21 protein-coding genes are annotated in these 17,950 nt (G+C 61.9%); 5 read left to right on the top strand and 16 right to left on the bottom strand.

Features of this window, described 5'->3' with window-relative positions; all coding sequences use genetic code 11:
- Nucleotides 1-28: 28 nt before the first annotated feature.
- From ACHIRB_RS02895 to ACHIRB_RS02855, 9 genes are all read right to left on the bottom strand, one after another.
- Nucleotides 29-292 carry a hypothetical protein gene (locus tag ACHIRB_RS02895; RefSeq protein ID WP_395125499.1) on the bottom strand — a complete coding sequence of 88 codons (264 nt, stop codon included), beginning with the start codon at nucleotides 290-292 and terminating at the stop codon, nucleotides 29-31.
- Nucleotides 289-585 carry a hypothetical protein gene (locus tag ACHIRB_RS02890; protein WP_199708650.1) on the bottom strand — a complete coding sequence of 99 codons (297 nt, stop codon included), beginning with the start codon at nucleotides 583-585 and terminating at the stop codon, nucleotides 289-291. Before ACHIRB_RS02890 ends, ACHIRB_RS02895 begins: the two co-directional genes overlap by 4 nt.
- Entirely contained in the window at nucleotides 585-1,304 is a 720-nt protein-coding gene (locus ACHIRB_RS02885) for a hypothetical protein (RefSeq protein WP_395125500.1), read from the bottom strand. The genes ACHIRB_RS02890 and ACHIRB_RS02885 overlap by 1 nt, the downstream gene beginning before the upstream one ends.
- 19 nt (nucleotides 1,305-1,323) lie before the next feature.
- Nucleotides 1,324-1,854: a hypothetical protein gene (locus tag ACHIRB_RS02880; RefSeq protein ID WP_395125501.1), complete on the bottom strand. Its 531-nt coding sequence runs from the start codon at nucleotides 1,852-1,854 to the stop codon at nucleotides 1,324-1,326.
- Nucleotides 1,851-3,452, bottom strand: a complete 1,602-nt coding sequence (locus ACHIRB_RS02875) for a peptidoglycan DD-metalloendopeptidase family protein (protein WP_395125502.1) — start codon at nucleotides 3,450-3,452, stop codon at nucleotides 1,851-1,853. The genes ACHIRB_RS02880 and ACHIRB_RS02875 overlap by 4 nt, the downstream gene beginning before the upstream one ends.
- 30 nt (nucleotides 3,453-3,482) lie before the next feature.
- Complete coding sequence (locus ACHIRB_RS02870; RefSeq protein ID WP_395125503.1) at nucleotides 3,483-5,150, bottom strand: cutinase family protein; 1,668 nt, start codon at nucleotides 5,148-5,150, stop codon at nucleotides 3,483-3,485.
- Nucleotides 5,147-6,037 (bottom strand): hypothetical protein, encoded by an 891-nt coding sequence (locus ACHIRB_RS02865; RefSeq protein WP_395125504.1) that lies wholly within the window; start codon nucleotides 6,035-6,037, stop codon nucleotides 5,147-5,149. Before ACHIRB_RS02865 ends, ACHIRB_RS02870 begins: the two co-directional genes overlap by 4 nt.
- Nucleotides 6,034-6,843 (bottom strand): DUF8176 domain-containing protein, encoded by an 810-nt coding sequence (locus ACHIRB_RS02860; RefSeq protein ID WP_395127599.1) that lies wholly within the window; start codon nucleotides 6,841-6,843, stop codon nucleotides 6,034-6,036. Before ACHIRB_RS02860 ends, ACHIRB_RS02865 begins: the two co-directional genes overlap by 4 nt.
- 80 nt (nucleotides 6,844-6,923) lie before the next feature.
- Nucleotides 6,924-8,117: a hypothetical protein gene (locus ACHIRB_RS02855; RefSeq protein ID WP_395125506.1), complete on the bottom strand. Its 1,194-nt coding sequence runs from the start codon at nucleotides 8,115-8,117 to the stop codon at nucleotides 6,924-6,926.
- Between the two features lie 152 nt (nucleotides 8,118-8,269).
- On the opposite strand from ACHIRB_RS02855, the gene ACHIRB_RS02850 reads away from it, so the two are divergent.
- Nucleotides 8,270-8,743 carry a helix-turn-helix domain-containing protein gene (locus ACHIRB_RS02850; RefSeq protein WP_395125507.1) on the top strand — a complete coding sequence of 158 codons (474 nt, stop codon included), beginning with the start codon at nucleotides 8,270-8,272 and terminating at the stop codon, nucleotides 8,741-8,743.
- 445 nt (nucleotides 8,744-9,188) lie between these two features.
- Here the strand turns inward: ACHIRB_RS02850 and ACHIRB_RS02845 are convergent, their stop codons facing one another.
- Nucleotides 9,189-10,250, bottom strand: a complete 1,062-nt coding sequence (locus ACHIRB_RS02845; protein WP_395125508.1) for a GAF domain-containing protein — start codon at nucleotides 10,248-10,250, stop codon at nucleotides 9,189-9,191.
- Between the two features lie 72 nt (nucleotides 10,251-10,322).
- Here ACHIRB_RS02845 and ACHIRB_RS02840 point away from each other — a divergent pair, with 72 nt between their 5' ends.
- The gene (locus ACHIRB_RS02840; protein WP_395125509.1) at nucleotides 10,323-10,949 is read left to right on the top strand and encodes a GNAT family N-acetyltransferase; all 627 of its coding nucleotides are present in this window, start codon (nucleotides 10,323-10,325) and stop codon (nucleotides 10,947-10,949) included.
- Nucleotides 10,950-11,317: 368 nt separating this feature from the next.
- Here ACHIRB_RS02840 and ACHIRB_RS02835 read toward each other — a convergent pair whose 3' ends face one another.
- From ACHIRB_RS02835 to ACHIRB_RS02820, 4 genes are all read right to left on the bottom strand, one after another.
- Nucleotides 11,318-12,793 carry a P-loop ATPase, Sll1717 family gene (locus tag ACHIRB_RS02835; RefSeq protein WP_395125510.1) on the bottom strand — a complete coding sequence of 492 codons (1,476 nt, stop codon included), beginning with the start codon at nucleotides 12,791-12,793 and terminating at the stop codon, nucleotides 11,318-11,320.
- Nucleotides 12,794-12,995: 202 nt separating this feature from the next.
- Nucleotides 12,996-13,790 carry a helix-turn-helix domain-containing protein gene (locus tag ACHIRB_RS02830; RefSeq protein WP_395125511.1) on the bottom strand — a complete coding sequence of 265 codons (795 nt, stop codon included), beginning with the start codon at nucleotides 13,788-13,790 and terminating at the stop codon, nucleotides 12,996-12,998.
- Nucleotides 13,791-13,797: 7 nt separating this feature from the next.
- Complete coding sequence (locus ACHIRB_RS02825; protein ID WP_395125512.1) at nucleotides 13,798-14,007, bottom strand: helix-turn-helix transcriptional regulator; 210 nt, start codon at nucleotides 14,005-14,007, stop codon at nucleotides 13,798-13,800.
- Between the two features lie 35 nt (nucleotides 14,008-14,042).
- Nucleotides 14,043-14,813 (bottom strand): DUF2637 domain-containing protein, encoded by a 771-nt coding sequence (locus ACHIRB_RS02820; RefSeq protein WP_395125513.1) that lies wholly within the window; start codon nucleotides 14,811-14,813, stop codon nucleotides 14,043-14,045.
- On the opposite strand from ACHIRB_RS02820, the gene ACHIRB_RS02815 reads away from it, so the two are divergent.
- A complete protein-coding gene (locus ACHIRB_RS02815) occupies nucleotides 14,740-15,264 on the top strand; it encodes a hypothetical protein (RefSeq protein ID WP_395125527.1) in 525 nt (174 codons plus the stop codon). The genes ACHIRB_RS02820 and ACHIRB_RS02815 overlap by 74 nt on opposite strands.
- Here ACHIRB_RS02815 and ACHIRB_RS02810 read toward each other — a convergent pair.
- Nucleotides 15,231-15,446, bottom strand: a complete 216-nt coding sequence (locus ACHIRB_RS02810) for an excisionase family DNA-binding protein (protein WP_395127598.1) — start codon at nucleotides 15,444-15,446, stop codon at nucleotides 15,231-15,233. The genes ACHIRB_RS02815 and ACHIRB_RS02810 overlap by 34 nt on opposite strands.
- 178 nt (nucleotides 15,447-15,624) lie before the next feature.
- On the opposite strand from ACHIRB_RS02810, the gene ACHIRB_RS02805 reads away from it, so the two are divergent.
- The gene (locus ACHIRB_RS02805) at nucleotides 15,625-16,389 is read left to right on the top strand and encodes a helix-turn-helix domain-containing protein (RefSeq protein WP_395125515.1); all 765 of its coding nucleotides are present in this window, start codon (nucleotides 15,625-15,627) and stop codon (nucleotides 16,387-16,389) included.
- A 14-nt stretch (nucleotides 16,390-16,403) separates the two neighbouring features.
- The gene (locus ACHIRB_RS02800) at nucleotides 16,404-16,874 is read left to right on the top strand and encodes an NUDIX hydrolase (protein WP_395125516.1); all 471 of its coding nucleotides are present in this window, start codon (nucleotides 16,404-16,406) and stop codon (nucleotides 16,872-16,874) included.
- Here ACHIRB_RS02800 and ACHIRB_RS02795 read toward each other — a convergent pair whose 3' ends face one another.
- Nucleotides 16,875-17,372, bottom strand: a complete 498-nt coding sequence (locus ACHIRB_RS02795; RefSeq protein WP_395127610.1) for an HD domain-containing protein — start codon at nucleotides 17,370-17,372, stop codon at nucleotides 16,875-16,877.
- Nucleotides 17,373-17,950: the final 578 nt, after the last annotated feature.

The raw sequence follows: 17,950 nt of genomic DNA, 5'->3' as shown, positions 1-17,950 counted from the left end.
ATCGAATGGGGTTGTGCGGCAGCGGTGCTCATATCAAGAGCCAGCCACCGACGGCGGCGGCGGAGCCAGTGAGAATCGCGGCTGTGGCGACGACGAGCATCCGGCCTTTGGCCTGGGTCAACGACTGCGCTTCGCGGAACGATTCGGCGAACTCGTAACCGCCGTACATGGCGGCAGCGACGAGCAGGGCCGCCACGAACCACAAGAAGATCCCAACGATGTGCAGCACCGGTTGGGTGACATCGTCGGGTGGGGTCACCATTCCGCCGGCGGCCAAAACAGCGGTGGTCATCGGATGAACCACGTCACCCACGTCCCTGCGCTGGCAGCCATGATCGCCCCGACCGCACACGCGGCGATGCCGGCTTTCTGGCCTTGCCCACCGTGGCCTTCGGCGAAGGACTGCGCGAATTTCACGCCGAAGAAGATCCCCAACCCGGTCAAGGCGAACGCAGCGAAGAACAGGCCGATACCGAGCAGCAGGGAGTACTTCTCTGCGAAGGGGGGTGGTGTGATGACGGGGTCGAAGATGTTTCCGCCGGGAGGATCGGCGGCCAGGATGTCGACGACATAGGTGGCGAGCATTATGTGGATTCCTTTCGGGTGCTGGGTTTCCCACGGCCGGAGGCAGTGGCGGATCGTGCCGCGGTGAGCAGTTCGGCGGCGAGTTCGCGAACTGGTGGCGGTGGTGTGCGGGACGGGTCGCGGCGGTGCTGTTTGTCCTCGGGAAGTCGGTAGCCCGGGCTCCAGATCGCGAGATCGTCGGTGGTCAGTGATCGCCACGGTTCGATCCAGCCGAGCCGCCAGACACGGGCGTCGAGATCGGCAGCGAGGCTTTCGACGACGGCTCGGCGGGCGGCGACCGGGCTGGACAGTGGCCGGTCGGTGTCGGCGACGGTGACGACACCGACCAGCTGCACCCCGGTGGGGGTGGCTGCGGAGGCGTGCTGCAGCAGCAAGTTGTGCGCAGCGTGCAGTCCGCTCATATGGGTGCGGGTCACGATGACGACGAGTGGCGAATCGAGTGCGGCGCTGTAGCCGACCAGCGACGGCCAGCGTCGTTGTGCATCTCCGGCATAGGCAAGTGACGCCGCCAGCATCGACACTCCCGCGCCACCGGTCGCGCCGAGCAGCCACACCAGCGGCGCTCGTTGGTGCGGCGCACGTGTGACCCGTGTGTTCCAGCTGCCAGTCCCGCGTGGCGCTGGTGTCAGCATCGGGACGCGTTCGGGCGCCATCCGGGGCGACGGTGGCGCCGCCTGGCCGAGGGGTGGCGCCATGCGCTCGGTCACCAAATCGGTCATGGTGTTCGTTCACCTGCTTTCACTGGTAGGTATCCAGTCGCCAGCCATCTGAGGTGCGGATGAGAGTCGCGATGACTGCTGTCGGAGGGAGAGATTCGGTGTCCCCGTCCGGATAGACGACTGTCTGTTCGATGCCGATCTTGCGGTGCTGAATCCGGGCGGGGTCGGTGTCTCCGGATGGTTCGGCCGACGCGAACGTGAACGCGTCGACGCGAGCACCGGTGTCGCGCCAGTGCGCCCATTGCAGCGATGTACGCGGTGGTGCCGAATCCGACGCATACCCGTCGACCACGGTGAGCAGGGTCGGTCCGAGTAGGTCGCGAGCGCGGGCGAGGGATCCGCCTTGCGGTTCGTCGGCGGGTCGCCAGGAGAAGATGCGCGCCAGCGCTTCCACGGCGACGGTGTCGGCCGAGTTGGTGTCGACGGTCGACGGTGTCGACGGTTCAGTCGAGCGTGGTGACTCGTCGTCGGTGCCGCACCCCATCAGCAGCAGCGTTCCTGCGGTGACGGTGATCAGCAGCGAGGTGAGGGTTCTGTGGGAGTGGTTCATGCGACTCTCCGTGCACGCATGCCGGACTGAACCGGCGCTTCTTTGACGACGTCCCCGGGCTGGGGGGCATGAATCATCTGGCCGTTGCCGGATGCGATTCCGACGTGACCTGGTCCGCCGGAACCCCATTCGCCGAACACCAGATCCCCGGGCTGCGCTTGATCGATCGGGATTTCGGTGCCGACAGACCACTGCTGCTCCGACGTGCGGGGCAGGGTCACTGTGCCGCCGCTGGCGGCGTGCACGGCAGCTGAGGTCAGTCCGGAGCAATCCAGCCCCCCGTTGCTGGGTCCTTGCGGTCCGCCGCCGCCGTAGACATACGGAGTTCCGAGATACTGCCGAGCGGCGTCGACGATCTGTCCTCCGACCGGCGAGGACGGGCTTGGCACGAACCTGCCGGTTGCGGCGGCGGCGCGGAAGTTCGGCTCGTTGTCGAGGATGATCCGGATGTAGGGCTGTGTTTCGGAGAAGTGCCGTGGGATCTGGTTCGGCATGCCGCCCGAGGCGAGCACCGATCCTTCGCCGGCGTTGTAGGCACCCAAAGCCAGTGCAGGAGTGTCGCCCTGCACTCGACCGGCGGCTTTCCAGCCGTCGATGATGGCGGCGAGGGCGCACATGTAGCGGCCTTGCCCGATGATGGCGTCACCGTCGTCCCATACCGAGGCGAGGCCGTTGCCGTCGGCGTCGATGATGTAGGGGCGCCCGTCGGGGGCCGTGGCGATGGCGGTGGATGGGATGAACTGGGCCAAGCCTTGCGCGTTGTCCGGCGAGGACAGCCCACGTTGAAAGCCGCTCTCCTGCTTGCCTTGTGCGGCCAACAGCGACGGCGTGATCTGTGGGCACAGTGACCCCGCTTTGCGGTACCAGGGGTCGAGTTCGGGTGGGACGACGCCGTCGGCGAGTTGGCCGCCTTGGGTGCCGAATCCGTCCTCGCACACCGGTGCCGGTGAGGGTGTCGAGGGTGTACCACCGGGGCGGGCTTTCGGGGTCGCGGCACCGGCGAGCCAGGACTCTGGGTCGATCGGTGATCCTCCGGTGAGTCGGCCGCCGGGCCAGACCTCGAAATGCAGGTGCGATCCGCCCGGGCCCGGTGGCTGTACCTCGCCGTTGTAACCGACAGCCGCGATGTGATCGCCAGCCTTGACGACGTCGCCGACTTTGACACGAAGGTCATCGGGAAAAATATGGCCGTAGACGGTGGCAAACGGTGATCCGTCGGCGTCGACGGAGTCGATGATGATCCACTGCCCGAACCCCGACGCCGGACCGGATGCCACCACGTTTCCGGGGGCGGCGGCGAACATTGCGGTGCCCGCAGACGCGGCGTAGTCGACACCCTGGTGAGATCCGCCGCGAGTGCCGAAATGATCGGTGACGGTGTAGGTTCCGGCGGCCAGCGGATAAGTGCGCTCGCCCGACGGGGCAGGTGAGCCACGCTCTGCGGGTGCGGGGCCTGGATCGCCCTGGACCACGGCCGCTACGGGTCGAGTCGGTGCGCAGGCGTCCTTGTCGTCGACGAAGACGACGGCGAGTAAAACGGCGATCATCAGCAGGGGTAGCAGCACCACCGCACCGGCGAAACCGGCTGCGGTCTTCATCGGACTCGACTCGATGCGGTGGTGTGCATGTCAGCGGCTTTCGCTGCTGGTGGGTGCTGCTGATGTCGGCGTAGCGGCGGTGGGGTCGCCGGTTTCGGGGAACAGTGGTGTCGGCACCACAAAGGTGCCCGTCGTCGGGAAAAGTGGAGTGGGAGTTGATCCAGTCGGGCGGGTCTTCGTCGCAGAGGCATCTGCGGGGAACATCGGTGCCGGACCCGTTGGCGCAGTGGTGGTCTCGGTGTCAGATGCTTCGGCGGTGTCACCGGTGGTCAATGCCTGTGCCAGTGCGGTGAACCACTCGACGGTGAATTTTGCTGGGGTCTGCCCGCTGGCTGAGTCGGCGGCGGCGTCGTAGGAGGTGTGTTGGCGCTGCACGTCCCAGACGCGCAGGTCGGTCGCCATCTTGACCAGGCCTTGATTGTCGACGATGCCCGACTGGATCTGATGGAAGATGTACTGGATGCCCTGGTTGATCGTCGCTGGTGGCAACAGGTCGAGGACTGCCCCGCCGAGTTTCATGCCGAAGTCTGCGAGGCCCGCAACAGGATTGGCCAGTCCGACGGTCGCGAACTGCGCAATGTTCGCTGGAGTGAGGACTTCTTTGGCGACGGTGACGGCGGCGTTGAACCCCATGACGCCGAGCTTGACCACGGCGGAGACGATGTCAGCGTCGGCTTGGGTGCCGGCCGAGCGTGGATCGGAGTTGACCGCCAAACGGCCCAGCACAGTCTCGCTGCCCGGTGTGATGGTGAAGCGGCCACCGGCGAAGTTCAGGTCGTCGTTTACAACCCCGGCTGCGGTGCGTAGCGCGGCACCTCCGAGTGCGACGGTGAGGTCGGCTGCGGTCTGGAGTGGATCTTGCTGGTCGAGGTGGTCGACCTGACCGCCGATGTTGGCGATGGTGCGGGCCAGTGGCGCGTCTTCCGGTGTGGCGCAGGCGATGTCGCCACCCCTGCACCAAGATGCAACCCGACCTGTCAGAGGACCGTAGTCCGCGACGTTGGATACCGAGGTGGAGATGCCCCCACCGTCGGGGACTGTGGTTGCGTCGACGGTCAGGTTGGACAGGGCCGAGGATGCGACGCCGGGTGGTGTTGCGGGGGAAAGCATTCCCGGTGCGCCGGGGAATATTGCTGCATCAGGAGGTCGGATCGGTGAGGAGAAGATCGATGCGGCAGCGAGTTTGGACGCGGGTATCGGTGCGGTCGGATCATCGGCGCCGATGAGTCGGACGATTTCGTCGGCAACCTGGCCACCTTGGGAGTAGCCGATGATGGCGAACGAAGATTGTGGGCACCGCGCGGCGTAGTCGGCGATGGACTGGAGTCCGTTGCTGATGCCACCGGTCATCGATTTGACGTAGGACTCCCCACGACGCCCGAAGTCCGACGCGTAAGCCACCAGTTGGCTGCTCACGGCGTCTCCGCCGGCGCTCTTCAGTGGGCCGGTGACGGACTGGCCGAGGAAGCCGGCGTCGAAGGTCGGATCGGACTGGTCACCGGATTGATCAGTGCCCTGAAAACCCACCACATGCAGTGCAGTGCAGGGGATATCGGAGGCAGTGGGAGCGGGCGGACGCGGTTCGGGGGGTGCCGGATCGGCGCTGCTCTGGCCGGCTGTGGAGAGCATCGTCGCCGTCAACAGTCCGACGACGAGGCCGCTGCGGAGGTGTCTGGTGGGGCTCAATTGGTTGCTCATCGCATCTCCTCGAGAAGTAGGCGGAACGCGGCTTGGGTGGCGGGAGCAAGGTGGTGCCAACTGATCTGCCGGCCTTCGCCGAGGTGTTCGTCGTAGGGGATCTCCACGATCGAGCGAACGTGCCCTATCCCCCATGCCCGGACCCACTCTGTGCAGGCGAACATCGCTGGGTCGTTGGTTTGCCGGGTGACCACGATCGTCACGTCGCTGGCCATGTATTCGCCGAACTCAGCGTCGAGCCACGCCATGACCGGGTTGAGCCGGTTGATTGCATCCGGTCGGGCAGCGACAGTGATGGCAATCGGAACTCGTGGATCACACAACAGCGGGCGAATGGAGCGGGCGCGGACCGGTGCACCGGCGTCGTAGATCGGGACGAAGCCCGCGTCAATGACGTTGCCGTGCAACGACACCAGCGTTTCGCGCCGCGGCAGTGCTGCATCGCTGCGCGACATGATCCGTAGCCCTGCTGAGGATCGGGAGCATGCGGCCTCCACGACGGACGGCAGACTTACCGGAAGGCTTGTGTCGGCCAGCCAGGTCTGCATGGTTGCGGTGGTGCGGGCGTTGTGCAGATCGCAGCCGCGGAGTGAGAGATCCCCACCTGCCGGCGTGGCGTCGATCGCCGCCGGATGGACGTATCCGAGGTTGTCGATCGCCATGGCGGATGCAAGCCCGAGAGTGACTATCGTCGATCCGGATCCGCCGCTGGAGCCAGTGACCAGCATCGGCGGAGGAATCGGTAAACCTTGCCCTGTCGAGGCCAAGCCGGAAATGCGTACGGAGGCGGGAACTCGCATATCGGTGTAAGGCACGTCAGCTGGTGACCCAGGTGGTGGCGGATCCGTCAACCAGCCCAGTGAATCTGGATCGATATCTGTGGTCATCGTGCACCTGCACCGGGCTCGATCGCGGTGACGAGAGTTCGTCCGTCTGGCTGAATCGCAGTGGTGACGACCAGATCCCAGTTCTTGACGGTCTGATCGGGCCACTTCTCGTCGACGGTGACGGCGAATCGACCCGCCTCCAGCGCCTTTAGATAGACGCAATGTTCGGTTCCTGCTGGCGTCGAGTTGATTGCAGTGCGAGTCGCTTCAATCGGTGCCGCTTGAGCGGACGGTGCTATCAAGGCGCGTGCGGCCTCGGCATTGCGGGCAATGTACATCTGGTACTCGAGCTCAAACACTTGTGCTGCGCCTGCTCTCCAGACGGCGTTGCCGGCGATCGTCGATCCGCGACCGTTTCCGCTCGCTCGCGAAGGCTCGACGGTTGTCGGGCACCATGTTTGGGCGGACGGCATCGCCGAGGCTGTTTCAACGGAGGGCAGCTTGGGATCGGTGTCAGAGGACAGGGCTTTGACCCCCAACACGACAAGACCGGTGCCTATTGCGACCCCTGCGACGGCGACAGCAATTGCCCCACGTCGCTTCCGGGCACGTCGCTGTGCGGTACGGCGTCGGAGATCCGCCGCATAGGGGGCCAGCGGGTCGTCCACACGCGCGGACGCTGCCCCTGCACCATCGGGAGAGGCCTCTCCGCCCCGTCCGATGACTAGTGGCGTCTCCTTGACTTCGGTCGAACCAGAGACCTGCCCCGGCACCGGAACTTCGTCCTCGTCGCCCAGCCAGCCCAGCCACCCGGGTTCACTGTCGTCAGATCCGCTGACGGCCTCTCTCGACGGGGCCGGGGACATTGTGGGTAGCTCCTCGAACTGCGACCGCTCACGCGATATCGGCCCATCCAGCCTCAGATCGTTCACGTTCGCCATCGTGATCAGAGCCCTGCAGCCTGCTGGACAGCGCCGACCAGATCTGTCAGTTGTTGACCGACGGGGGCGAGCTGCTCAGCCAGTGGCGCCAGTTCCGCGGGGACAGGAGGCAGAGCAGGCAGCGGTGGCATGGGTGGCATCGAGGACAAGCTCTGCTTGGCTGTCGAGACAAAGTCGGAACCGCCAGGCGCCTGCTCGATTGTGTCGACGACGGCTTCGACCGTTTCAGCGACACCAGGGACAGCATCGTCGAGGACTACCACTGATTGGTCGACCCATTGTTGCGGCACGATGATGGGTGGTGCCGGTTCTGGAGCGGACTGCGAATTATTCGGTGGTTCAGCAGGTTTCGGTTCGGATGGTCCCACGTCGCTTCCGGCTGCGAGAGCTCCTGCGATGCCGGCTCCAAGGAAGCCGCCGATGACGCCGGCGACGACGCCCACCGGTATACCCAGTGCGGCGGTGCCGACGATGGCACCGATACCTGCACCAGCCAGTGCGCCCGGGCCCGCCCCGACGAGTGGTAGCGCTACTGTTCCGACGACGCCACCCGCTATCGCGCCGAACGCCGCGCCGACAGCAGCACCGACAATGGCGGCAGGAATCCCCGCCACCAGCGCGGCCGCAACCGCTCCGGTGAGGCCACCTGCGATCTGAGATTGGGCGATGACCGTTGCGCGGTCGTCGTCGACGCCGATGCTTCGGTAGAAAGTGTTGACTGCGGCCTGCACAGTCGAGGTTTCGATGTTGAACCGATCGCCCCACTCCTTCGGTATCCACTCCGGTCGGACCACCGACCGGTCGCCCAAATAGAGCTCGTCAGGCTTGGTTTCGACGGGCGCAACGGGGGCTACCGGCTCCGGCGTATGAAGCTCTTCGAGTTGAACTGCGGGGGCGGGCCCGGCGTAGACCTCTGGGGCTGGACGAGCTGGAAGTTGTGGATAGTCGGGTAGCAGGTAGGACCGTTCGACAACCGGTTGTTCGACTTCCGGCTCGATCGCAGGTGGCGCCGGTGTTGGGGGTGTCACCGTTAGACCGGGTTGGCCCGCCTCGTCGTCTTGTTGCGTCAACCCGGGCTGGCCCGGATCGGCTATGCCGGTGCCCGCCGCCCCGACAGTGAGCGCGAGCGGTAGGGACACCGCGACGACGGCACGCTGAGCCAGGATGCCCGCGCTTGGAAAGATGTTGCGGTTCTGCATGTTTGGAACCTTTCGTGTGCGAGTTTCGGAGGTGAGCGCTCAAGCGCAGGCCGTCATGTCTGCCCTAGAGGAGTTCGTTTGAATAGCAGGCTAACATCTAACACAGACAACTAACACCTACAATGTTGCGTGTTCCGATGGAAGGACGCATCGTGACCGTCGATGTCAACGACAGCGCCCCGATGAGACGGGTCATCCGCGGATTCCGGCCAGACCTTTTTGCCGCTGCCAGGCAAGCAAGAAGCCTGTCGCGCGGCGAGCTCGGTCGACTCTCCGACACAACCGGCGTCACCATCGGCCGATGGGAGGATGGTCCCAATTCCCCGCAAATCGACAAGCTCGCTCGCGCGACTGCTGCGCTTGGGATCGAAATGAGTGACGTCATCGTCGTGGACCCCGAGCAGCGTTTTCTCAGCTACTGGCGGCACATGAAGGGTTGGACCCAGTACCAACTCGCCGACGAAACCGGCCTCAGCAAGACGCTCGTCGAGCAGATCGAGCGAGGAGAACGGCACCTGGACGACAGGGTGCAAGCCAAACTGGCGGCGGCGCTGGGAATCTCCGAGGACGAAGTGCGAGACGCGCACGCGAGGGTCCGCGCTCGGCCGGCAGGAACGCACGCTTAGCGCTGCGCGAAGCGATGGTGATTCAGCAAGAAGTTTCATGTGTGCGCTACCCCGGTCACGTCGAGTGAGCGGAACCTGAATACACGTTCAAGTCCACTTACCGGCGCGGGCGACGCAGCTTAAGAGCGTGCGTAGCAACCCCGAGGTTTCGAGGTACGCAAATGAGCCGCAACCGCAGGGCGAATAACCAAAAGGGGTGCATCGCTTCGCATCCGAAAATGCGATTAGGTGCTGCTGCTCAGAACGAATTATTACACGGCACTAACAGCATCTGTCGACTCCAATCGTCAAAAAAGACCAATAGTCCAATTGTCACCGAAGAACCGACTGCGCGACCGAAGTCGACCCGAGTGGCCTGCACACAATCCCCGCGTGTCAACAGCTATATGCGCGGAAGAATCAGACCCCCGCGGTGCCGGCGCCGACGAAGTCTCGGATGCGGCCGTCAGACCGGTACGGCTGAGGACGGCACGCCCTTCTCGGCAAGAGACTCGGGGTGAATTATCAGAATCCAGGTGTTCTCGGAGAGGCTCGGCGAAAGCAGCTGACCAGTCGCCCGCATGGAAATCCAACCGCCGCCTGCTCTGCGGACGCGAGCGGTTCCAGTGACAGGTTCGGCGGTCCGGCGGCCCTCTTCGATCAACTGCATCACGGTCGGGAGATCATCAGGGTGGACGGCAGGCGTTTGGCCAGTGCTTACGCCGTGTCCGATGTTCGGGACCCAGGACGTAAGCCACTTAAGAACACACGGGGCATGCGGGATGGTCGTGTCGAGAATGTATGCGAACATCTGCTGCGTTCCGAGCATGTGTCGCATTGCCATGCTGTCCAAGACCGCAACGTCGAGATCAGTACCGACCTCCGTCGCCGACAACTCGCGGCAGATTCCCCTGAGCCTAAGCCCCGCAGGGGTTTCCACGCAGCGTTGGGCAAAGCGAATCACCGCCAGGTCTCCGGCCTCCCGCCGGATCACAAAATCTCCAGAAGATCGATGGCCTGCACTGGCTCGCTTGATCGTCTCCCAACCAGCGAAAACATCATTCAGTCGAACGATCCGAGCGAAGTAGTCGGCCGGACCGTAAACGCTTCGATCTTGATAGTCAGGACCGATCCCGAAGACGTCGAAGAACTCTCCCGAAAGCCGTAGGCGCGGTGGGACGCCATCGAGGCCGAGCTCCCATTCCCATGCAGCCACCGAGTCGTGTGTCGAGGTCTCACCGGGCCCTAGGGCCACCTGCAATCCGAAGACGGTCCTGTCGGGACCGAAGACAGGTGAGACGACGACGGAACCACCGTCGGCATCGCGGCCTGATTCGACCCTTGCGCGGCGCTCTGTACCACTGTCGACAGCTTCGGCAATCAGCTGCTCGACCACGGCCTTTTGGGCACCGCGCAATACATTCGGGAGTCTCTTGAATTCGCGCGGCGCGCCGTTTTCCACGACTACAGTTGGATCCGAATCCAACGTTTCGACCAGCAGCCGAATGGTCTTCTTTTCTGTAGTCACAGCGGTGCTCCCCCGGTTCGAATTCTTAGGTCGATACAACCCGATTTTCCCCATTCGTGCATGATGATAAACATGGCGACAATTCGATCCGCAAAGGCTGACGACATCCCGGCGTTGGCTGAAGTGCTCTCGGTCGCGTTCTACCGAGATCCCGTGATGTGCCATCTATGGCCGAACGACAAGCAGCGGGCAGCACGGATGCCGATCTACTTGGCCGCCAACCTCCGTCACCATCACGTCCCGGCGGGCGGTGTCGACGTGGCCGAGGTTGGGACAACGATCGTCGGCGTCGCGGTATGGGATCCGCCAGGGCACTGGACTCAATCAACGACGGGACTACTCCGATCGCTTCCAGCGCTGATACGCGCGCTCGGAACCAGGCTGCCAGCGGCGGCTCGGCTGCGACGGACCTTGGACGCCGTCCACCCTAGAACGCCCCATTGGTACATGTGCTTGCTGGCAACGAAACCCGAGCTGCAGACGACGGGCGTTGCGAGGACGCTCCTCGCATACGGTCTCGAGCGCGCCGATTCGGCCGGCGAACCCACATACGGTGCGGCGACGCGAGCGGTCATGACGCCTTTCTATCGCTCACTCGGCTTCGGGGACTACGGAGATCCGATCAGCTTGAGCTCAACGGGTCCGCAGCTGTTGCCTTTGTGGCGCGACGCTCCAACGGGCGGGCCCTTACGAAGGTAACGCCTCTGACAACGGTGGTACAGGCGTGGTCGCCAAAAAATGTCGGCTGCATCAGATCACGGCCGTCATGAGGGCTCGGGGCTCGAGGCTCGGAATGACAATTCACCGCGGGACCGCTGCCGCCTTAGTAGCGAGGGAGGGGGGCAATGCTCAACGTGCCGATTTGCTTGTAGTGAGTACATGCTTAATTGCGTGAAAGGCACTCTAGGGCACGCAAGTACGCGTACGCGACTTTGCTTCCATCTACGCGTGCCACGAGTCCGCTGCCTGTGCACGCGATGGCTACAGTGATTGCGCGTCGCCACGCCGTTCCGGTGGCGATACATCATAGGCTATCCGCGTGGGCGACGATCGTAGGATCCGATTTGCTAAGTAGCGAATGGCACATTCCAGGCGTGGCATAGGGTCCCGTGAAGAATCAGCCCCCCACGAAGGTATATCTCGGAATCGTCCCGTCGGTGATAGAAGCGCATATAACTGTCGTTTCCGACGAGGTTCCCAATTGCGCCTGCGAAGAACAGCAACTTGAGTAATCGATCGCCTTCTTGCTCCGACACCTGGGTTCCCCTTACCTCCCTTAACCGCTGCCTGAAGCCAATCCTGTCGAACTTCTGAGATCCTAGATACTGCAATGCTGTGACGGCGTCCTGTGCGATTTCTGGGCCGCCCTCATATCCAGCAAACTCATTCTTAATCGCGTTGACGAAGTACTTGGTGGAATATTGCACGACTCCTTCTCGGATTACGGCAGCCGAGAGTTGCGAGCTACCTTGCCCCAAGACGTTAGAGGCTTCGACCTTTCGAATTTCCTCAAAGAGTCTTAACAAGTCGCGCGGAGTATGGCGGGTAAGGTTGAGCAAATATTGAACAGTCGGTATTTCGCGATTTCCGTTACCTACCTTTATCTTAGCCGGGAAATAGTCCAGAACTGTTACTGACTCTTCCGCCGCAGCGGACGCCTTATCATTAACGAGCTTGAACAATGGCGCATTTCGTCCGGCTGAACCGGTGAGAATCCTCCAGTCTAGGTCGACTCCGAGGTCGTCGCGCATTTTCTGCGAGTCAGGCAGACGCAACGAAACCCTCGAAAAGACGTCATTGCGCAGTAGAAGTACGACGGATCCTGTCGCGCCAGCCGCACCGAGATTTTGATTCATGCGATACGCGGCCTGCACGAGTGCCGCTAAACTCTCATCGTATCGTGGATCGTTTAGGTAGATAGAGTCCAGCCCGTCGATGAACAGTACGTGTCGGTTCGGAGACCTCGCCGACGAAACCCACTCCTCAAGATACGGAATCAATGAGAAGATATTCAGTGCAGATTTGGATTCCTTCTTATAAACACTTCCAGCTCGTGGAATTGGGATCGCAACCGTTGTGGTCGCGACCTTCAGAAGCGCCTTGCCCGATGCGTCGCCCATAAATCCATACTCGCGAAGAAGACGCGTAACGCGATCCACTTCTCGAGCGTTGGTCATGCTACATGCATTATCTCTGCGCAGCAGGGTGAGATAATTGCACAGTAGAATGAACTTCCATGCAGTAACGGTACGCTCGACTCCAGCAGGTTGACCGGTCTGCAAGTTCGGAATGTCGGCAAGAGGAAGCGATGCCGCGTCGCGCACTTGCGAGCAAACACTGTCGACATCTGAAGCGATCCACAACCCAAGCGCGGACTTTCCGGTTCCTTTTGGCCCGAAGACAAATGTTCTGCGCCCTGACGTAACCTCATCGACGACGTTGTTTATGTTGACGTAGCTACGAAAAAAATGGTCGGGATCTTGCTTTGCTTCGTTGACCGCGTCACTGAGTCCGAAATACAAGTCCGAGTACTTTGTTCTCATCAACTCTCCATTTGCCAAGTCGGCCGAAGCCGAGGTCCGCTACTCGGTGAAACGCCGAGTCCAGGCGAGTACGCCGCCGCTGCTGTTGGCAATTTCCCCAGGCGACCAACTTACCTCGGTTACCAAACTTTGGCCTTGAATCGTTGATCTTCCGCGATGCTGGACATCGCTGCTCCTCTTGTCGAGGACGTTGAAACGATGTTCATGGTGAGCTTTGCATTTGAGGACTGCACCGCGGGCAAAAGGCCGCACGATCTGAGCCATCCAACTGGACAAGGGTGACCGTTCTCGACAGCGAATCTTCGCATCTGCCGCACCACGGCATTCTGGTTGTCGTTCGCTTTGTCGAATAGACCTGCGGCGCAGGCAGATCCGCGAGTCGTGCCATGAGAACCCGCGCAGGAAAACGCACGCCTGTCGCATTCTTCGATAGATAGTCCGAGAGACGCTTCGCGTCCCAGCCAGCGCGAAGCGCAGCGTTGATCCTCGGCGCCAGCGTAGCTACATCCTTCCGGCCCACTGTCCACGGGGGCGGGAGGGTTCGAAGCAGTTCGACACCAGCATCACTGGATTCGGATGGAGGTTCACTTGAGGGGTTATTGGGGTCCACCACTGGTTCTCCCGTGGGGTCTCGATATGACACCCCCTCCGTTTCACGGCGAACTGGGCGGCGTTTCGGAGTGGGACCGGGGGGTGTCGATTCGGGACGGGGTGAAAGATGCGGCGCATCAGGGTGGTTGAGGAAGTATCGACTAGACCGCTGCGCTCCCGAGTCGTGGAATTGGGCACGCCTGGTGACCAGCCCGTCGGCCTCCAACGTCTTGAGCGCGCGAAGGACCGTGCTTCTGCCGGCACCCGATTCAGACATCAGCGTTCGAATCGACGGAAAGCAGGAGAATCGCTCGTCCGCCTTGTTCGCGAGCAAGATCAGAATCAACTTGAGGGTGGGTGACCCAACGTCGGCATCGGTGGCCCAATCAACCGCTTTCCAGCTCATCGATCAATCACACTCGTGCAGATTCAAGCCACGTGTACACGTCCTGCCTTGCCCACCTGCGATGGCGGACGCTCAAGCGCATATGGTGCGGCCCGGGTGCATCGAGTCCACGCTCTCTCTTCGATGCCCAGTCGTGCAGCGTCGAGACCGGCACGCCGGTGATTTCACGGACTTCGTTGGCGGTCAGCATGTCTCGTTCGATCGGCGGATGGCTCATGCTTTGTCCCCTTCTGGATGAATACTGTCGTTTCGCTACACATTTGCGGTCGAAATGTTTGGAACGTCTGTCCGCGTCGCGGCTTCAGCGGGCTGCGGTTCTTTTTGCAGCATCCGACCGACTGTCTTGTGATGCACACCAAGCCGGACGCCGATTCGCCGATGCGACCAGCCCTCCGCTTTCAAGGCTGCAGCGACTCTTGCGGGGTCGTCATTCGAGGGCAGTTGATCCGATTCACTCGCGAGTGACTGGCTCGGATTCGGTTGGGCTCGATTAGGCGAGCGATTGTCGTTTGTACTATCACTGGATTTTGGCGCCCGCTGCGTTGTCGCTCGCCGACTCGAAATCGGTTGGTCTTTGTTGGTCGGCATGGGCTCAACGTGTTGGGTAACCCGGACCAGAAGCGCAATACCGTGTGTAGCAGCGAGAAGGCTCACTGGCGCGACGGTTGCCACCGCCGCGCTGACCAACGGTGCCAGTGTGCGGCCAGATGATATGCCGGCGTGAAAAGCGTTACCGGCCACTGAGACACTGGCCGTGCTCGCAAGGACCGTCCAGAAGAAGCGCAGCGCAGGTTTACCGCTTTCGAGGCGGGCCAGAGTCACGACGCTGATGGTCGACTGCAGGATCGCTCCGTCAACGATGACTGGCCAAATCCACGCTAGGTGACGCGGTTGGCCGGCTTGCACAGCCAAGTCCGACAGTGCCGCGAATGACAATATGAAGGCGCCCGTGGCGATCGCGACGGTCAAGCCGACAGCAGAGATGGTTGCAATACGAAGAGGGCGAGCGCGGCTACTGGTCATGTGCGGCACCACGACTAATGGTGTCGCGATCGCGACGAGTTGGGTCCGCTCGTCGCTGTCCCGCCGCCCGAAGGGTGAAACCGGCCGGATCGGCATATCGAGGCCCGCGACCGACATCGGCGAGCAAACGACGCGGATCGCCGAGTCGCTGCAATGCGACACGGCGGCTAGCTGCACCCCGAGTCGTGGTCGGCGGCGCGCCTCCTCCGGGTCTGGCGCGCACGCTGAGCATGTTCAACACTTCGCGCTGACTATTGGAGATACTGACCATCGCAGTGACCGCGAGAGCCAACCGCTCGTTGGGGAATCCAGAGTTACGCTCGACTCCATCGCGGCCTATCGATTGGGCGGACGCCGCTATGTCCTCGAATATGTGGAACAGCCTACTGAGATCGCGAAATTGCATCTCGTCGGCGTTCACCACGCACCACCCGCCGTTGCGAATGGTTGAGCGAGCGCGAAGCATTCGCCTTTGTCGACACGGATCGCGCGCGACCCCAGTCGGTAGCCTGTCAGTCGACCCTCGGCAATCCAGCGGCGCAATGTCCTGGGATGAACTCCGACGAGTTCCGCCCCCTTCTGAATGCTGATCAAGACTAGTGTTCCGCTGCCGGATCGATCGTGCTTCTTCATGGCATGGTCCCTTCTGCAACGACGCCCGGCCGAGTGACCTGTCCGGTCGTTGTTGGATCGGTTCGGGCACAAACAGATTCGCGTGTACAAAGAGGACGGCAGCACCGCGCAACGTGACTTCTTAAGACGTCCCCGTGGTAAACTCGTCCCTAGTCGTCCCAACTTCTGAGGGGGAACAGTGACGAACGACCGATTGCGAGACGCTCTACTTCGCCAAGGATTGACGCGCGACACGGCCGCGCAAGCGATAAACGTCGACGCGAAGACCATCGAAAGATGGATTACGAAAGACCGGACACCATATCCAAAGCACAGAAATGCTCTTGCGGCGTTGTTGCGTGAATCCGAGTCTTTCCTGTGGCCGGACGCGCGCGGGTCAGAACGCGCAGCAGAGATCGCAACGTCCGAGGTTGTCGCCGTATACCCGCACCGGCACGAAATGCCGCGAGAAGTCTGGTCGCGTCTAATAGACAGCGCCGCAAGCCAATTGGATATTCTTGTATACGCTGGACTATTCCTGACCGAGAACCACAAGTTGGTCAAGACACTTCGCACCAAGTCGCGAGCTGGAACGAACATCCGATTCCTGTTCGGCGACCCAGACAGCCTTAACGTCACGAGTCGCAGCAGAGAGGAGAACATCGGCCCTGAAGCGATCGCGGCGAAGATCCGAAACGCGATCATGTTCTTTCAGCCGCTCGCGGACGAACCTGCCATCGACATCAGGCTGCACGAGACCACCTTGTACAACTCGATCTATCGCTTCGATCACGAGATGCTAGTCAACACACACGTTTACGGACTGATGGCCGCCCACTCCCCTGTGCTGCATCTACGCCAGCTTGCCGGCGGCGACCTCTTCGACACCTACGCAGACAGCTTCGACGCCGTTTGGGAGGATTCGAAGCCTCTCGCGGGACCGCACGTATCCATGTACAACTAGCTAGAATCGCTTCGATGGCACGCATCGAGCACTACTACGACCCTGACGCACCTCAAGCAAACAGCATCGTCGTTGCAGCGACGGCATTCGTGCTCGACGACCACGAACGGGTGTTGCTGATCCAACGGACCGACAACGGCCTGTGGGCGATTCCCGGCGGCGGCCAGGACGTCGGCGAGTACATATCGGAGACCGCTGTCCGCGAGACCCGCGAAGAAACCGGCATCGACATCGAAGTCACCGGGATTGTCGGTCTTTACACCAATCCGAATCATGTAATGGCCTATTCCAACGGCGAAGTGCGCCAACAGTTCTCGATTTGTCTACGCGCCAGACCGGTTGGCGGACACCTGCGCCCATCAGACGAGTCATCGATCGTTCGATGGGTCAATCAGGATGAATTGGACGGACTTGACATTCATCCTTCGGTCCGACTTCGAATCGATCACGGATACGCCCGGTCGCCCGAACCGTACATCGGCTAATTAACCAGCCGCGCGCAGCTTTCGCTCGGTTCGCTCCACCGCGGCAATGAGTTCGCCACGAGCACGACTTACGAACTGTGACACCACATCTGCCGGACCATACCGCCAGACGATCTCGTCCAACCGCTGGTGGACGTCCACCAGTTCGCCATTCGGCCCCGTAGTCATGTCGCAATACCAGACTGCATCACGGACGGCCGACTCTTCGTTCTCGAACTCACCCAGTCCACCAATTTCGCGAAGTTCCGCCTCAACGTCCGCGAACGAGTGGTGCGCAACAAGGCCGCAGATTCGTTCGGGCCAGCCCTCTGCGCGCAGGAACCTCGCTCCATCTAGAGGATGAAAACCACTGTGCACCAATGCAGGTGCGTACCCGATGTCGTGCAGCCAACATGCGGCGATGAGATAGTGGCCGTCATTGCGGAACGCATGCGCGATTGTTTCGGCCCGGGCTCCCACGCCTCGAACATGCAACCACCGTTGAGGCAACGGGTCCACGAGCGTCGCCCTGGCAAGCGAGGGCGCGGTGAAAATATCTGCGACAGCCACAAGGTCAACCTACCGATTGCGAGAGTGGATACGGAGCACAACTCTTGGTCGCCGCAATTCTCAGTCACTTCGATGAACAACCAACATACCGTCGCAGCCCGTGCAGACCACACCTCGGATGTGTTCGCCACAAACCCCGGGCCGTCCAGTCTGAAACGGACTGTGAGCATCCGGTAGACAAAGCATCCCGCACAATGTGTGCTGCTTCGCCCGGGTTGCCCTCAGTCGAGCGGCCGAGCCTAGATCTTGGCGCCCGCGAGGCGAGCCGTGTCGATAAGCACAAGAGATTGTCAACCGGTTCTCGCGGACGGTGCAATTGGCTCGTTCCATGCGAGTCGGCGGCCTTCCCGTCACCAGCGCTGTGTGATCATCGTCATGTGCCAACACCCAACGCGTCCCCTTTCGGCGTGGTGCTTAATGACCTCGACAGCGCCGTGCCGCTCCCATTCGACCTCTGCGGTTGGACTCTAGCCTCGTGCTTTCACGGCGATTGAGCGGAAGTCCGTGTCACCAACAAAGAATGGTGC

It is taken from the genome of Antrihabitans spumae (assembly GCF_043944905.1).
GTDB classification, from domain to species: domain Bacteria; phylum Actinomycetota; class Actinomycetes; order Mycobacteriales; family Mycobacteriaceae; genus Antrihabitans; species Antrihabitans spumae.
The sequence above is the reverse complement of the archived record's forward strand: the minus strand, read 5'-3'. Positions and strand labels throughout refer to the sequence as shown.

Coding starts and splice junctions, on each gene's coding strand:
- ACHIRB_RS02860 (WP_395127599.1), bottom strand. CDS start 6,843: ATGTCCCCGGCCCCGTCGAGAGAGGCCGTCAGCGGATCTGACGACAGT.
- ACHIRB_RS02800 (WP_395125516.1), top strand. CDS start 16,404: ATGGCACGCATCGAGCACTACTACGACCCTGACGCACCTCAAGCAAAC.
- ACHIRB_RS02880 (WP_395125501.1), bottom strand. CDS start 1,854: ATGAACCACTCCCACAGAACCCTCACCTCGCTGCTGATCACCGTCACC.
- ACHIRB_RS02820 (WP_395125513.1), bottom strand. CDS start 14,813: ATGACCAGTAGCCGCGCTCGCCCTCTTCGTATTGCAACCATCTCTGCT.
- ACHIRB_RS02875 (WP_395125502.1), bottom strand. CDS start 3,452: ATGAAGACCGCAGCCGGTTTCGCCGGTGCGGTGGTGCTGCTACCCCTG.
- ACHIRB_RS02870 (WP_395125503.1), bottom strand. CDS start 5,150: ATGAGCAACCAATTGAGCCCCACCAGACACCTCCGCAGCGGCCTCGTC.
- ACHIRB_RS02835 (WP_395125510.1), bottom strand. CDS start 12,793: ATGAGAACAAAGTACTCGGACTTGTATTTCGGACTCAGTGACGCGGTC.
- ACHIRB_RS02885 (WP_395125500.1), bottom strand. CDS start 1,304: ATGACCGATTTGGTGACCGAGCGCATGGCGCCACCCCTCGGCCAGGCG.
- ACHIRB_RS02810 (WP_395127598.1), bottom strand. CDS start 15,446: ATGAAGAAGCACGATCGATCCGGCAGCGGAACACTAGTCTTGATCAGC.
- ACHIRB_RS02890 (WP_199708650.1), bottom strand. CDS start 585: ATGCTCGCCACCTATGTCGTCGACATCCTGGCCGCCGATCCTCCCGGC.
- ACHIRB_RS02895 (WP_395125499.1), bottom strand. CDS start 292: ATGACCACCGCTGTTTTGGCCGCCGGCGGAATGGTGACCCCACCCGAC.
- ACHIRB_RS02865 (WP_395125504.1), bottom strand. CDS start 6,037: ATGACCACAGATATCGATCCAGATTCACTGGGCTGGTTGACGGATCCG.
- ACHIRB_RS02855 (WP_395125506.1), bottom strand. CDS start 8,117: ATGCAGAACCGCAACATCTTTCCAAGCGCGGGCATCCTGGCTCAGCGT.
- ACHIRB_RS02830 (WP_395125511.1), bottom strand. CDS start 13,790: ATGAGCTGGAAAGCGGTTGATTGGGCCACCGATGCCGACGTTGGGTCA.
- ACHIRB_RS02840 (WP_395125509.1), top strand. CDS start 10,323: ATGGCGACAATTCGATCCGCAAAGGCTGACGACATCCCGGCGTTGGCT.
- ACHIRB_RS02825 (WP_395125512.1), bottom strand. CDS start 14,007: ATGAGCCATCCGCCGATCGAACGAGACATGCTGACCGCCAACGAAGTC.